This window comes from Micromonospora sp. NBC_00617, assembly GCF_045161355.1.
GTDB lineage: Bacteria > Actinomycetota > Actinomycetes > Mycobacteriales > Micromonosporaceae > Micromonospora.
The window spans coordinates 4454837-4468862 of record NZ_CP107751.1 but is presented as its reverse complement, the minus strand read 5'-3'; the positions used below and the strand labels follow the sequence as shown (position 1 = coordinate 4468862).

Below are 14026 nucleotides of genomic sequence, written 5' to 3'. Positions count from 1 at the left end.
CACGGAGCCCCGACGCCGTACAGTGACACGGGTCACTGCTGCCTGCCGGCGACCGGCGCGTAACCAATCCGGTCGTCGGTCGTTGCTCACTGTTGAGCAGCGGACCCGCAACGTCCGCCGCCTCGCACCGCCGCACCGCCGCACCGCCCCGTGCCCCCTCACGAAGGCGACCGCCGTGCTCCTCGCGTACCCGTTCCGTGTTCTCGTCCCCCGCCGGGCGGCCCCGGAGGCCGCCGTGTCCACGGCCGTGGCGCTGCTCGTCCTCGCCGGGGCCGCCGATCTGGTCCCGACCCCGGTGGTGATCGCGTTGTCCGGTGGCGCGGGCGCCACCCTCGCCGGCGTACGACTCTCCGGGCTCGCCAGCCACCGACCCGGCGATCCGCCGTCCACCGGCCCCTCGTGGCGGACGGCAGCCGTGCTGCTCGACGCGGCGGTGGTGACGGCCGGGTGTGTCGCCGCCGCGCTGCCGCTGCTCGACGCCGGGCACCGGGCTGCCGCGCTGCTCGGATCGCTGACCGTGGCGGTCCTGTGCGTGGCCGGGCTGCGTCGGCTCCCGGTCCGGCCGCCGCGGGCGGCGCGGCTGCGAGGGCTGGTCGAGGCGACCGGCCCGACTGTCGGTCTGACCCTCGCCGGCTGGTTGCTGCTGCCTTCCGACACCCTGCCGGCACCGACCCGGTTGGTGGCGGCGCTGGCGCTCGGAGCGCTGGGCATGGCCGCGCTCAACGCGTTCACCGGGTCCGGGCGGCGCTCGGGCGACGCGATCTGCCGGGGCGGCGTCCTGCTCACCCTGGTCGGGCTTGCGCTGCTGACGATCCTGCCACCCGCGCCGACGGGCCGGGCGGCGCTGCTCGCGGTGCCGCCGCTGGTGCTCGGGATGCTGCTGACCGCGTTCGGCGCGAAGTCCGCGGTGCCGACGGCCAGCGCGCAGCCGGTCACCGGCCCACCCGTCGCGACCTGGCCACGGGTGGTGCTCCCGGCGTCGGTGCTGCTGCTCGCGGCGGGCCTGCACGTGGGGTTCGGCCGCACTCCGGACCGGACGAGTGTGCTGCTCGCCCTGGCGGCGGTGCCACCACTGGTCCTGCGGGAGTTGCTGCGCGGCGGCGACGCGGGCGCCGGGGAGCGGCACGCCGCGCACCGCCGACGCGCCGATTCCACGATCCGACGCCACCGGGCGGCGCAACCGCCCTGGCCCGGTACGACCGAGGGCGCGTCCACGCACGACCTGAGCCCCGACGCGGCGCCGTGGTCGTCCGACGTGGACGCGACCGCGGCCTCCGGCGTCGACGGCGCCTGGCTCCCCGCGTCGACCGGCGCGCTGCTGCTGGTGGAGCTGCACGGCGTGGACGGGCTCGGCCTGGTCGCGCGGGAGGACGTGCTGGCCGAGGCGGTCCGGCGGGCCCGTGCGGTCGTCGGGCCCGACGACCTGGTGACCGGCTGCACCGGCACCGGCTTCGCGGTGGTCACCGGCGCCGGGCCGGTGCTGGCGTACGCGCTGGGCACCCGGCTGCTGACCGCGCTCACTCCGCCGTACCAACCGGCCGGTTCGGTGCTGCGCGTGCAGGCGAGCATCGGGCTGGCCGAGGTCGGTGGAGCAGGGCCGGCCGACGTGCTCCGTCAGGCCGAGCTGGCTCGGCGGCGGGCGGTGCAGCTCGGCCGGGACCGGGTCGAGTGGTACGACGCGTTCCTGGAGGAGCAGTTGGTGCGCCGGCTCGACCTGGAACGTGAGCTGCCCGGCGCGGTGGCGCGGGGCGAGCTGGACCTGGTCTACCAGCCGGTGCTCGACCTGACCGACCAGCAGCCGGTGGGCGCCGAGGCTCTTCTGCGCTGGCGCAGCCCCGTGCTGGGCACGGTGCTCCCGGCCGAGTTGCTGCCGGTCGCCGAGGATCTGGATCTGGTCGGCGAGTTCGAATGGTGGGTGCTGGACCGGGCCTGCCGGCAGTTGGCCGACTGGTCGGCGGGCCCCCGTGAGCTGTGGATGGCGATCAACGTGACCACCCGGGAGTTGACCATTCCCGACTTCGTGCAGCGCACCGCCGCGGTGCTGGCCGCGTACGGGGTGTCGCCGGAGCGGCTGGTGGTGGAGGTGGCCGAGCCGAGGATCGGCGCTGACCTGTCGACCGTGGTGGCCCGGCTGGCGGGGCTCCGGTCGCTGGGCGTCCGCACCGCGCTGGACGACTTCCGGGCCGAGCACGCGTCACTGGCCCAGCTGCGCCGCCTGCCGATCGACCTGCTGAAGGTGGGCCCCGAGCTGGTGGGGGCGCAGCCGGCGGGGCAGCCGCCGCTGATCGACGTGGTGGTCAACGTGGGCGAGCGGTTGGGTGTGGAGATCGTCGCCGAGGAGCTGGAGTCACCGAGCCAGGTCGAGGGGGCGCGTCGGGCCGGCTGCCGCTACGGGCAGGGCTTCGCGCTGGCCCGTCCGGCCACCGCCGAGCGGGTCGAGGCGTACTTCGAGGAGTTCCCCTCGGCGTCTCGCTGAGCCACTGAACCGGTTCACTTCCCGCGCGGCGGTGCCGTGCTGCCGCGCGGCGTCAACTGCGGGCTCTCGTCCTGCACGCGCGTCGCCGGCTGCCCCCCGATGACGGCGAGCAGGTGACGGGCGGCATGCGCGCCGTACGCGGGGATGTCGCGGCCCAGCGCCGTCAGGGCCGGGTGCACCAACCGGCACAGTGGCGAGTCGTCCCAGGCCACGATGGACAGGTCGTTCGGCACGGTGAGGCCCATCTCCTGGGCGACCGAGAGCCCGGCGACGGCCATCACGTCGTTGTCGTAGATGACCGCCGTGGGCTGCGGGGCGGAGCTGAGCAGTCGGCGGGTGGCCCGTCCACCCTCCTCGCCGGTGTAGTCGGAGAAGACGGTGACCGCCTCGGCCAGGCCGAGGCGCTGGCACACCGCCGCGAAGGCGTCGGTACGGATCTCGGTGTGGCGCAGGTCGGGCAGGCCGCCGACCCGGGCGATGCGGCGGTGGCCGAGCGCCACCAGGTATTCCACCGCCTCAGTCAGCGCCGCCGCGTCATCGGACCAGAGGCTGGCCAGCTCCCCGGTGCCGCCCGGCCCGCCGATCACCACGGCCGGCAGTTGGAGCTGTTGCAGGGCGGAGATGCGGCGGTCGTCGGTGCGCAGATCGCAGACGAGCACCCCGTCCACCCGGCGCTCGCCCCACCAGCGCCGGTACACCGCGATCTCGGCGTCGTGGTCGGCCACCACCTGGAGGGTCAGCGCGTACGAGCGGGCCGAGAGTTCGGCCTCCACGCCACTGATCAGCGCCATGAAGAACGGCTCGACGCCCAGTGTCCGGGCGGGCCGGCACAGGGCCAGGCCGACGGCGCCGGCGGTGGCGGCGGAGAGCGCCCGCGCGGCGCTGCTCGGGCTGAACCCGATCTCGGTCGCGATGGCGAGGATGCGTGCTCGGGTGGCCGCCGAGACCCCGGGCTGCCCGTTCAGCGCGTACGACACGGCACCCTTGGACACGCCCGCGCGACGGGCGACGTCGGCGATGGTCGGCCGCTTCACCAGCGTGCTCCTCTACCGCTCGCGGCTCGTCAACCGGTCGTTGACAGCCCGAAAGTCGAATCGTACGGTGGCTGAGCTTATCCGGTTCAGCCCACGTCTCTCGACCACGAAGGTCACGAAGGTGCGGTGAAGTCTTGAGTCGACAGGCACTCCACGACGGCTGGACCCTGCGGGCCACACCCGGAGCGCAGGTGCCGGCGGAGGTCGCCGGTCGGTCCGTGCCGGCGACCGTGCCCGGGTGCGTGCACACCGACCTGCTCGACGCCGGGCTGATCGCCGATCCGTACCTCGACGACAATGAGCTGTCCCTGGCCTGGATCGGGCGTACCGACTGGCACTACCGAACGACCTTCGGAGTTCCGGCCGGCGACCACGACCGGGTCGACCTGGTCTGCGCCGGCCTGGACACCGTCGCCACCATCAGCGTCAACGGGGTCGAGGTCGGCCGTACCGAGAACATGCACCGTGGCCACCGGTTCGACGTCTCATCGCTGCTGCGGGACGGCGACAACGACCTGGCCGTCGCGTTCGAATCGGCTTACCGCTACGCCGAGGCGCAGCGTGAGCGCCTCGGCGACCGCCCCAACGCCTATCCGGAACCCTTCCAGTTCGTCCGCAAGATGGCCTGCAACTTCGGCTGGGACTGGGGGCCCACGCTGGTGACCGCCGGCATCTGGCAGGACATCGGCCTGCACGCCTGGTCCACGGCCCGGCTGGCAGGCGTCCGTCCGCTGGTCACCCTCGCCGGCGGCGACGGCCGGGTCGAGGTGCACGTCGAGGTCGAGCGGGTCGCGGACGTCCCGCTGACCGTCCGCGCCACAGTGGCCGACGTCCACGCCGAGGTGGTCGTTCCGGCCGGGCAGCGCACGGCCGTGCTGGCCCTCACCGTCCGCGAGCCCGCGCTGTGGTGGCCACGGGGGTACGGGGAACAGGCCCGTCACCTGCTGAAGGTGACCCTGCACGCGCCGGACGGGGACACCCTGGACGGCTGGTCGCGGCGGGTCGGCTTCCGCTCGGTGCGGCTGGACACCACCCCCGACGACCACGGCACCCCGTTCGTGCTGTCGGTCAACGACGTCCCGGTCTTCGTGCGGGGCGTGAACTGGATCCCCGACGACGCGTTCCCCACCCGGATCACCCGCGATCGGCTGGCCGGGCGGTTCGACCAGGCGATCGGGGCCAACGTCAACCTCTTGCGCGTCTGGGGCGGCGGCCGGTACGAGTCGGAGGACTTCTACGACCTCGCCGACGAACGCGGGCTGCTCGTCCAGCAGGACTTCCTCTTCGCCTGCGCCGCGTACCCCGAGGAGGAGCCGTTCGCCAGCGAGGTCGCCGCCGAGGCCACCGAGCAGGTGACCCGGCTGACGCCCCATCCGTCGCTGGTGCTGTGGACCGGCAACAACGAGAACATCTGGGGCTGGCACGACTGGGACTGGCAGGACCCCCTCGCGGGCCGCACCTGGGGCCGGGGCTACTACCTCGACGTCCTGCCCCGCATCGTCGGCGAGCTGGACCCGACCCGCCCGTACTGGCCGGGCAGCCCCTGGTCGGGCACCGAGACGATCCACCCCAACGACCCGGCGCACGGCACCACCCACATCTGGGACGTGTGGAACACCGACGACTACCCGAAATACCGGGAGTACGTCCCGCGCTTCGTCGCCGAGTTCGGCTACCAGGGCCCACCGGCGTACGCCACCCTGCGGCGGGCGTTGAGCGACGAACCCCTCGCCCCCGACTCGCCCGGCATGGCCCACCACCAGAAGGCCGCCAACGGCGACGCCAAGCTCCGGCGGGGCCTGGACGCGCACCTTCCCGCCCCGGCGGACTTCGACGACTGGCACTACCTGACGCAGCTCAACCAGGCGCGGGCCATCCAACTGGGGGTCGAGCACTTCCGCTCCCACCGGGGCGTCTGCGCGGGCACCATCGTCTGGCAGCTCAACGACTGCTGGCCGGTCACCTCCTGGTCAGCCGTCGACGGCGACGGTCGCCGCAAACCGCTGTGGTACGCGCTGCGCCACGCGTACGCCGACCGGCTGTTGACCGTGCAGCCCCGCGACGGCGGCCTGGCTGGTGGCGGTGGACTTGCCCTGGTCGCGGTGAACGAGACCGGCCAGCCGTGGCGGTCATCGGCCTCGGTGACCCGGCTGACCCTCGACGGGGAGCCCCGGGCGAAGACGACGATGGAACTGGACGTCCCCGCGTACTCGGCGGTCACCCTGGCGCTGCCAGCGGAGCTGGCCCGGCCGGACGACGCCCGGCGGGAACTGCTGGTCGCCGAGGCGGGGGAGACCGCCGAACGGGCGCTGTGGTTCTTCGCCGAGGACCGGGACGTCGACTGGCCGGCGGCGGCCTGGGACGCGACTGTCGAACCGGTCGACGGCGGTCAGCGGATGCGCGTCACCGCCCGCACGGTGCTGCGCGACCTGACCCTCTTCCCGGACCGCCTGGACGCCTTGGCCACCGTGGACAGCGCCCTGGTCACCCTGCTGCCCGGGGAGACGGTCACCCTCACGGTGCGGGCGGCCGCGTCACTGGACGAGGCGGCTCTGACCCGTCGGCCGGTGCTGCGCTGCGTGAACGACATCGAGCGGAGCTAGCAGACCGTTACTGTCGGCCGACCGACCCGGAGGCTGGTGTGGTGGTAGGCGTCATACCTGTGAGTCATAAATATGACTCACAGGTATGACGCTCGTCGGCGCGTGTGCTGTCCGGCCATCGCTCTGGCTGCACGTTGAAGATTTCTTCAAGTGATAAAGTCTTCGTGTCGACCGGGAGGTGTTCATGTCGGTGCCGTTGTACCAGGCGAAGGCCGAGCTTTTTCGCACTATCGGACATCCGGTGCGCATCCGGGTGCTGGAGCTTCTCCAGGACGGCCCGAAGCCGGTCCGCGACCTGCTCGCCACGATCGAGGTCGAGGCGTCGAACCTTTCCCAGCAGCTCGCCGTGCTGCGCCGCGCCGGAATGGTCACCTCACACCGCGACGGCCCCCTCGTCATGTACGCGCTCAGCACCCCCGACGTCGCCGACCTGCTGGCCGCCGGTCGACGCATCCTCGGCGCTGTCCTGACCGACCGGGACGCCCTCCTCGACGAGTTGCGCGCCACGAGCGGCGACCGGTGAGCGTCGCCATACTGGCGGCCCGCGAGCGGATCCTCGGGCTGCTGCCCGGCCGGGCCGACTGGGCAGCCGTCCACCGCTCACCGCGCCGCGACCTGCTGGCCGGGCTCACCGTGGCGGTGGTGGCGCTGCCACTGGCGCTGGCGTTCGGCGTCACCTCCGGGCTGGGCGCCCAGGCCGGGCTGATCACCGCCGTGATCGCCGGCGCGGTGGCCGCCGTCTTCGGCGGCTCCAACCTCCAGGTCTCCGGGCCGACCGGGGCGATGACCGTGGTGCTGGTGCCGGTGGTGCAGCAGTTCGGAGCCACCGGCGTGCTCATGGTCGGGGCGATGGCCGGCCTGGTGCTGATCGCGCTCGCCGTGGCCCGCCTGGGCCGGTACGTCCGCTACCTGCCCACCCCGGTGCTGGAGGGCTTCACCGCCGGCATCGCCGTGGTCATCGCCCTGCAACAGGTGCCCGCCGCGCTCGGCGTCACCGACGCGCACGGGGAGAAGGTCTGGGCCGTCGCCGCCGACGCGGTCGCCCGTTTCGTCGTACACCCGCGGCCGGCGGCGCTCGCGGTGGCCCTCGCCGTCGCGGCGCTGATGTTGCTGGGCGCCCGGTGGCGGCCCGGCCTGCCGTTCTCGCTGCTCGGCGTGGCGGCCGTCACCGTCCTCGCCGAGGTCGCCCCGCTCGACCTGGTTCGGATCGGTGCGCTGCCACAGGGCCTACCAGCGCCCTCACTCGGCTTCCTCGACCTCGGCGCGCTCGGCGTGCTGCTGCCCAGCGCGCTTGCCGTCGCCGCGCTCGCCGCCCTGGAGAGCCTGCTCTCCGCCACCGTCGCTGACGGCATGACCGTCGGCGAGCGGCACGACCCGGACCGGGAACTCTTCGGTCAGGGGCTGGCCAACCTCGCCGCCCCGCTCTTCGGCGGCATTCCGGCGACCGCCGCCATCGCCCGTACGGCGGTCAACGTCCGCGCCGGGGCGGCCTCGAAGCTGGCGGCCCTCACCCACGCCCTCGCCCTCGCCGCCATCGTGCTGGCCGCCGCGCCGTTGGTCGGCCGGATCCCGCTCGCCGCCCTGGCCGGGGTACTGCTGGCCACCACAGTCCGCATGGTGGAGGCTGGTTCGTTGTGGGCGCTGGCCCGCGCCACCCGGGGCGACGCAATCGTGTTGGTACTCACCTTCGCCGTCACGGTGATCTGGGACCTCGTCACCGCCGTGGCGGTCGGCGTCGGCGTCGCCGTGGTGCTTGCCCTGCGCGCGGTAGCCCGCAGCGCCCGGCTGGAACAGGTGCCCCTCGACCCCGGTGAACACAGCGACGAGGAGTACGCGCTGCTCACCGAACACATCGTCGCGTACCGGCTGGACGGGCCGCTCTTCTTCGCCGCGGCCCACACCTTCCTGCTCGAACTCTCCGAGGTCGCCGACGTTCGCGTGGTCATCCTGCGAATGTCCCGCGTGACCACCATGGACGCCACCGGCGCACACGTCCTCGGTGACGCGATCCGACGGCTGCGCGGACGCGGGATCACCGTCCTGCTCTCCGGCGTCACTCCCGCCCACGACCAGGTGCTCGCCACCCTCGGAGTGGCTGACGACCTACGCCGCGAGGGGCTGGTCTTTCCCGACACCCCGGCCGCGATCCGGCACGCCCGCACGGCTGCGCTCTCCGTGACCGGCGGCGCGGCTAGCCGGACGTAACGGTTGAGAAGTGCGCCCAGGGCCGGTGCGGGTAGGGCGGCCCGCCCCGCTGCGGCATGATCTACCGCCGTGGCCGTCGCTTCACAGCGCGGCCGACCGAAGAGGCGAAGACAGACGTCGAGCCCAGGCGGCACCCCGGGGAGCGCAAATGATCACCGAACATGTCCGAGACGCGGCGGCGACGGCGTTCGTCTTCGGGTTCTTCGCCACCACCTGGTTCGGCTGGGCCCAGGAAGCGCCCCCGAAGCCGTGGCGGCCGGTGCTGATCGCCGGTTCGGTTCTCTCGCTACTCACGGCGGCGGCCGGCGGCCTCCTCGCCTGGCGTCACTGGTCGGACGGTACGGCGTTCGACGCCGACACCAGCCCGACCTTCGGCATCGTCGTCGGCGTCGAGTTCGGCGCTGCCGCCGTCGGCGCCGGGCTGCTCGCCCTGCTGAAGCGCCCTGAGCTGACCGCCCCCTGGATTGCCCTTGTCGTGGGCGTGCACCTCTTCCCGGTGGCGGCGCTGATCGACTACCCACTGATTCATGTGGTCGCCGCGCTGGTCACCGTGGTGGCGGTCGCGGCGGTCCCGGTGGCCCGGGCCCGCGCCGTGGCGGTGAGTGCGGTGGTCGGGCTCGGCACCGGCGGCGTGCTCCTGATCTCCGCGGTGTCCTCGCTGCTCATCGCCCTGGTCGCCTACTGAGGCTGGCACGAGCGGCGGACCTGAACGGAGATGAAGGCCTCCTCCAGGCCCACCGCTCGTCACAGCGCGCGGCGGGTCAGGCGTGGACGGCGGCCAGCACCTGACCGACCAGGGCACCCGAGGGGCCGCGGGCGCGGATCGTTACTCCGGGACGCGACGGTAAGCGCTGTCGCTGGCTGAGGTGGCCATTGAGGTGTACGCGTGCAGGGCCGCCGACACCGGGCGGATTGGCGAAGCGGAAACTAAGCCTCGACCTCGCCAACGCTCATCGTGGTGGTCGGTGCTCAGCCGAGGACGCTGATGTAGCGACGTGCCGCCTCCGAGCTGCCCTGCACGAGGGTCATTGCTTCGGCCAGGCGCTGCTTGCTCTGTTCGCCTCGGGCGATGGCTTCGGCGATCGTCGGATGGCCGGTGCCGGCGGCAATGGCCCGCAGTCGGGCCAGCATCTGTTCGGTGTTCTCGGCGGCGGCCCGGATCTGACTGATCGTGGCATTGCCCTGCTCGGCGGCCTGCATCAACGCCGCCTTGACTTCCTCGATGCTGGCCATGCCGCCCCCGTCTTACGATCGCGCAACGAGTTCACGTTTGCGTGGTCGGACGGACACTATCGGAGATGGGGGTGGTACGCAGCCCCGCTGGCTACAGGTACTCGGCGGCCGTCCGTTCCACGTCGGCGATGAACTCTTCAAGCTGCAACTCAGTGGGATCACTGTCCTGAAGCAGCTTGCCGAGGAAGACGATCTGCATTTGGAGGGCGGTCTCGGGGCTGAGATTGTCGATCAGCCCGACCTCACCGAGGGCCGCACGGACGAGCCCTTCCATCTCCAGAGTGGGCAGCGACTCCGCGCCGGGGAACTGCGAGCGCGTCTCGTTAACGAAGCGGGCCACGTCGGTGGGGGAGTGGGCAGTGGTGAAGCGTTCGTTGATCGCGATGGCGAACGCCGCGCCGATCACCTGATTTCCGCCGTGCCATCCGGAAGCCTCCAACCCGTCCAGGAGTTGGTCCACCGTGCCCCAGTCACGCCGTGCCATCGCGCGAATCAGGTCGCCGAACTCGGTCCGTACGCTCACGATCTCGTAACCTCGCTATTCCCTTGCGGATCGACTGAACAGAACGGTGGACGGCGATGCTGGCCACCAGCCCCACCACGACGAGATGGCCCGCCGCGTCCGGTGCTTCGTTGATGAGGCGTTGACCTAACGTAGGGCCGACCGTCGGGGCTGTGGTGCCGGCTTGCTGAGCCCCGGACGGCCCCTGTGGGCCTCGGATGATCGTGAACGCTTCCCTGGCCGCCGCCACCGACTTCTGGGTGTTGTCCTGGACGTCCTCAGCCTTCCTGGTCATCGTACTCAGGAAGGAGGCGACGTTCTTCCGTGCGGATTCACGCTCGACTGTCTCGGCGAGTAGATCCTCACCGGACGGTGTGGCTGAGTCTGATGGTCGCGTGTTCAGGGCAGAGCCGGGAGCGACCGCGTTGGAATAGGCACCTACGCGGTCAGCCGCCTCGCTGATCAGGCGGGCGAGTCTGCCGGCTTTCTCAGCGGCAGTTTTGCTTTCTGCCACAGCGCCGGTGAGTTCGGGATGACCGCTGCCCTGCGCTCCCTGGGTGTAGTGCGCGTTGGCTTCTTCCGCGTCAGCCTGAGCGCGTCGCGCGACAACCGCGGCGCTGTGGAGGGTGTCGATGGCGCTACGTAGTTGGGCGACGACATCGCCGAGGCTTCCGCTCACCCGATGATGGCGAGGTAGGCGGCAGCGTGATCCTTGGCCGCCTTGATTCGGCGAAGCACCAACTCGACCTCGTCCGCAGCTTCACGGAGTGCTGTGCGGGACTCCTGCGCCTCGCCGCGTTTACTGTCATGCAGGGTGGCAATTGCCAGCGCCGACGCATCGGCGAGCCTGGCGTTGGCCTTCTCGATGCTCATCTGTGCGTCGTCGAGCGCTTGATCGCCCTTCCGGATCGTCACCTTGACATCGCCGATGGTCACTGCCGCACGTTAGCCGACCCCGGTCATCGAGCGCAGCCCCCGTGACGGGTGGGTGTCCCAGGCGACCCCGAGACACCCTCCAAAGCATCAGCGGGCGATGTGGGTCGTTCGCACGAAGGTGGCCCAGGCGTTGGGGCTAAAGATGAGAGCCGGGCCCTGCGGGTCCTTGCTGTCGCGGACGGCGACGACGTTGGGCAGGTTGTCGGCGACCTCGACACACTCGCCGCCATTGCCCGCGCTGCGGGTGCTCTTGCGCCAGGATGCGCCCGTCAGGTCAACCATGGTGAACCTCCCCGATGATCTTGTTGATCAGTTGAAACGATTGTCCCTCATCGAGGGCGAGTGACAGCAGGCTCGACCAGACCTTCTCGTAGGTCGCGAACTCGTTGGGGCGGTCGAGGTAAAGGGCACCGGTGATCGCCTCGCTGTAGACCACTGGCGGCTCGGGTGTACTCCGATTGCCAGGCGGAAAGTCGAGGAGCACGAACTCTCCAGCAACGGTGCCGTGGTGCGGCCCGGCGATGAGGGGCAGCACCCGGACAGAGATGTTCGGCATGCTGGTCGTCGTCAGTAGGTGGCGGAGTTGCCCTGCCATGGTTGCCGAGTCGCTGACCGGTCTGAGGAGCACCGACTCGCAGAGCACCACCTGCACCTGCGGGGCCTTCGGCAGGCGGCGGGTCAGCAGGGACTGTCGTTGCAGGCGAAGCTCGACCGCGCGCTCGCGGTCGTCCTCGCTCATGTCGGGCTGATCGATGCGGTAGATGCCTCGGGCGTAGTCGCGGCTCTGCAGAATGCCCGGCACGAGACTGTTCTTGAAGAACGGGATGACCTTCACGCTGGAGCCGTGCCAGTGCACCACCTACGGCGACCGGTTCCTCGCCGACGCCGACACGCTCGGGCCGCGCCGGGAGGCGTACCGGCGCTGCGAGCAGTGTCGGGGGGCGGGCAGCGTCGCGTACCCCTGCTATCGCTGCCACCGTCTCGGCCGGCGGCGGGCGCAGCTCGTGGTCACCGTCGCCAACCTGGACATCGGCGCGGTCGTGTCCCACCAGGTCGTGCCCGGCGGCCTTGATCGACACGAGATCGCTGATATCGGGGTATCCGGGTCGATGGGATACCCCGATATCGCCGAAGTCGTGTTGATCAAGCGCCGGCAGTGAACGCGGGGGCTACTCCGGGACGCGGCGGTAGGCGCCGTCGCTGGCCGAGGTGGCCATCGAGGCGTACGCGCGCAGCGCCGCCGACACCGGCCGCTGCCGGTCCACGGGCGTGTACGGCTTGTCGCGCTTCTCCTCGGCCACCCGGCGTGCCTCCAGCTCGTCCTCGGGCACGTTGAGGGAGATCGACCGGCCCGGGATGTCGATGACGATCTCGTCGCCCTCGCGGACCAGGGCGATCAGCCCGCCGGAGGCAGCCTCGGGGGAGGCGTGCCCGATGGAGAGGCCGGACGTGCCGCCGGAGAAACGGCCGTCGGTGAGCAGCGCGCAGGAGCGGCCCAGCCCGCGACCCTTGAGGAACGAGGTGGGGTAGAGCATCTCCTGCATGCCGGGGCCACCCTTCGGGCCCTCGTAGCGGATCACGACGACGTCGCCGGCGACGACCTCCTTGGCGAGGATCGCGGTGACCGCGTCGTCCTGCGACTCGTAGACCTTCGCCGGGCCGCGGAAGGTCAGACAGTCGTCCGGCACGCCGGCGGTCTTCACGACGCAGCCGTCCGGGGCCAGGTTGCCGTGCAGGATGGCGAGGCCGCCGTCGGCGGAGTACGCGTGCTCGCGGTCGCGGATGCAGCCCTCGGTCGCGTCGGTGTCCAGCGTCGACCAGCGGTTGGTGGTGGAGAAGGGCTCGACGGTGCGGACCCCGCCGGGTGCTGCGTGGAACAGCTCGACCGCCGTCGGCGTCGGCGAGCCGCCGCGCACGTCCCAGTCGGAGAGCCACTGCGCCAGCGAAGGAGAGTGCACGGCGTGCACGTTCCGGTTGAGCTGCCCGGCCCGGTCCAGCTCGCCGAGGATCGCCGGGATGCCACCGGCCCGGTGCACGTCCTCCATGTGGTACTTCGGCGAGTTCGGGGCGACCTTGGCCAGGCACGGAACCCGCCGGGAGATGGCGTCGATGTCGGCGACACCGAAGTCCAGCTCCGCCTCGCGGGCGGCGGCGAGCAGGTGCAGCACCGTGTTGGTGGAGCCGCCCATCGCCACGTCCAGGGCGACCGCGTTCTCGAAGGCGGCCTTGGAGGCGACCGTACGGGGAAGCACCGAGTCGTCGTCGCCGTCGTACCACCGCTTGGCGATGTCCACGACGGTGCGGCCGGCCTCGACGAAGAGCGACCGGCGCGCGGCGTGGGTGGCCAGCGTCGAACCGTTGCCGGGCAGGGCGAGCCCGATCGCCTCGGTGAGGCAGTTCATCGAGTTGGCGGTGAACATCCCGGAGCAGGAGCCGCAGGTGGGGCAGGCGGAGCGCTCGATCTCGCCGAGCTGGTCGTCGGTGACCGCCTCGTTCGAGGAGGCGATCATCGCGTCGATCAGGTCGATCTTGCTGTGCACGACGCCCTCGATCGCCGTCGTCTTGCCGGCCTCCATCGGGCCGCCGGAGACGAAGACGGTCGGGATGTTGAGGCGCAGCGCGGCCAGCAGCATGCCCGGGGTGATCTTGTCGCAGTTCGAGATGCAGACCAGGGCGTCCGCGCAGTGCGCGTTGACCATGTACTCCACCGCGTCGGCGATCAACTCCCGGCTGGGCAGGGAGTAGAGCATGCCGCCGTGGCCCATGGCGATGCCGTCGTCGACCGCGATCGTGTTGAACTCCCGCCCGACGCCACCGGCCTCGGCCACCGCGTCGGCGACCAGACCGCCCATGTCCTTCAGATGGACGTGACCGGGCACGAACTGGGTGAAACTGTTGGCGATGGCGACGATCGGCTTTCCGAAATCGTCGTCGGTCATCCCGGTGGCCCGCCAGAGGGCCCGGGCGCCGGCCATCGTCCGACCGTGTGTGGAAGTCCTCGATCGCAGCTCAGGCATGCGTACCAGCATGACACCGC

General features: G+C 71.5%; 14 protein-coding genes. 6 read left to right on the top strand and 8 right to left on the bottom strand.

All coding sequences use genetic code 11. The features are described from left to right. The first annotated feature begins 175 nt into the window (after positions 1-175). Entirely contained in the window at positions 176-2476 is a 2301-nt protein-coding gene (locus tag OG505_RS20450) for an EAL domain-containing protein (RefSeq protein WP_405426617.1), read from the top strand. A gap of 14 nt (positions 2477-2490) precedes the next feature. Here OG505_RS20450 and OG505_RS20445 read toward each other — a convergent pair whose 3' ends face one another. Beyond that, complete coding sequence (locus OG505_RS20445; protein ID WP_405426615.1) at positions 2491-3510, bottom strand: LacI family DNA-binding transcriptional regulator; 1020 nt, start codon at positions 3508-3510, stop codon at positions 2491-2493. A 134-nt stretch (positions 3511-3644) separates the two neighbouring features. Between OG505_RS20445 and OG505_RS20440 the strand changes: the two genes are divergently transcribed. The 4 genes from OG505_RS20440 (at position 3645) to OG505_RS20425 (ending at position 9003) form a co-directional block, all read left to right on the top strand. Beyond that, positions 3645-6113 (top strand): glycoside hydrolase family 2 protein, encoded by a 2469-nt coding sequence (locus OG505_RS20440; RefSeq protein ID WP_405426613.1) that lies wholly within the window; start codon positions 3645-3647, stop codon positions 6111-6113. Between the two features lie 184 nt (positions 6114-6297). Then, positions 6298-6636 carry an ArsR/SmtB family transcription factor gene (locus OG505_RS20435; protein WP_405426611.1) on the top strand — a complete coding sequence of 113 codons (339 nt, stop codon included), beginning with the start codon at positions 6298-6300 and terminating at the stop codon, positions 6634-6636. Further along, positions 6633-8318, top strand: a complete 1686-nt coding sequence (locus tag OG505_RS20430; protein ID WP_405426609.1) for a SulP family inorganic anion transporter — start codon at positions 6633-6635, stop codon at positions 8316-8318. The genes OG505_RS20435 and OG505_RS20430 overlap by 4 nt, the downstream gene beginning before the upstream one ends. Before the next feature lie 148 nt (positions 8319-8466). Next, entirely contained in the window at positions 8467-9003 is a 537-nt protein-coding gene (locus tag OG505_RS20425; protein WP_405426607.1) for a hypothetical protein, read from the top strand. A gap of 284 nt (positions 9004-9287) precedes the next feature. Here OG505_RS20425 and OG505_RS20420 read toward each other — a convergent pair whose 3' ends face one another. The 6 genes from OG505_RS20420 to OG505_RS20395 form a co-directional block, all read right to left on the bottom strand. Next, positions 9288-9551 carry a hypothetical protein gene (locus OG505_RS20420; RefSeq protein ID WP_405426605.1) on the bottom strand — a complete coding sequence of 88 codons (264 nt, stop codon included), beginning with the start codon at positions 9549-9551 and terminating at the stop codon, positions 9288-9290. A gap of 91 nt (positions 9552-9642) precedes the next feature. Further along, positions 9643-10074, bottom strand: a complete 432-nt coding sequence (locus OG505_RS20415; RefSeq protein WP_405426603.1) for a hypothetical protein — start codon at positions 10072-10074, stop codon at positions 9643-9645. Continuing rightward, entirely contained in the window at positions 10022-10732 is a 711-nt protein-coding gene (locus OG505_RS20410; protein WP_405426601.1) for a hypothetical protein, read from the bottom strand. Before OG505_RS20410 ends, OG505_RS20415 begins: the two co-directional genes overlap by 53 nt. Then, positions 10729-10989 (bottom strand): hypothetical protein, encoded by a 261-nt coding sequence (locus OG505_RS20405; RefSeq protein WP_405426599.1) that lies wholly within the window; start codon positions 10987-10989, stop codon positions 10729-10731. Before OG505_RS20405 ends, OG505_RS20410 begins: the two co-directional genes overlap by 4 nt. Before the next feature lie 87 nt (positions 10990-11076). Then, complete coding sequence (locus OG505_RS20400; RefSeq protein ID WP_405426597.1) at positions 11077-11271, bottom strand: DUF397 domain-containing protein; 195 nt, start codon at positions 11269-11271, stop codon at positions 11077-11079. Further along, entirely contained in the window at positions 11264-11824 is a 561-nt protein-coding gene (locus OG505_RS20395) for a DUF5753 domain-containing protein (protein WP_405426596.1), read from the bottom strand. The genes OG505_RS20400 and OG505_RS20395 overlap by 8 nt, the downstream gene beginning before the upstream one ends. Between OG505_RS20395 and OG505_RS20390 the strand changes: the two genes are divergently transcribed. Beyond that, positions 11814-12149: a hypothetical protein gene (locus OG505_RS20390; protein WP_405426594.1), complete on the top strand. Its 336-nt coding sequence runs from the start codon at positions 11814-11816 to the stop codon at positions 12147-12149. The two genes, OG505_RS20395 and OG505_RS20390, sit on opposite strands and share 11 nt — an antisense overlap. A gap of 9 nt (positions 12150-12158) precedes the next feature. On the opposite strand, the gene ilvD is transcribed toward OG505_RS20390, so the two are convergent. Further along, on the bottom strand, positions 12159-14006 hold the full coding sequence (ilvD, locus tag OG505_RS20385) for a dihydroxy-acid dehydratase (RefSeq protein ID WP_405426592.1): 1848 nt from the start codon (positions 14004-14006) through the stop codon (positions 12159-12161). Positions 14007-14026 lie beyond the last annotated feature (20 nt).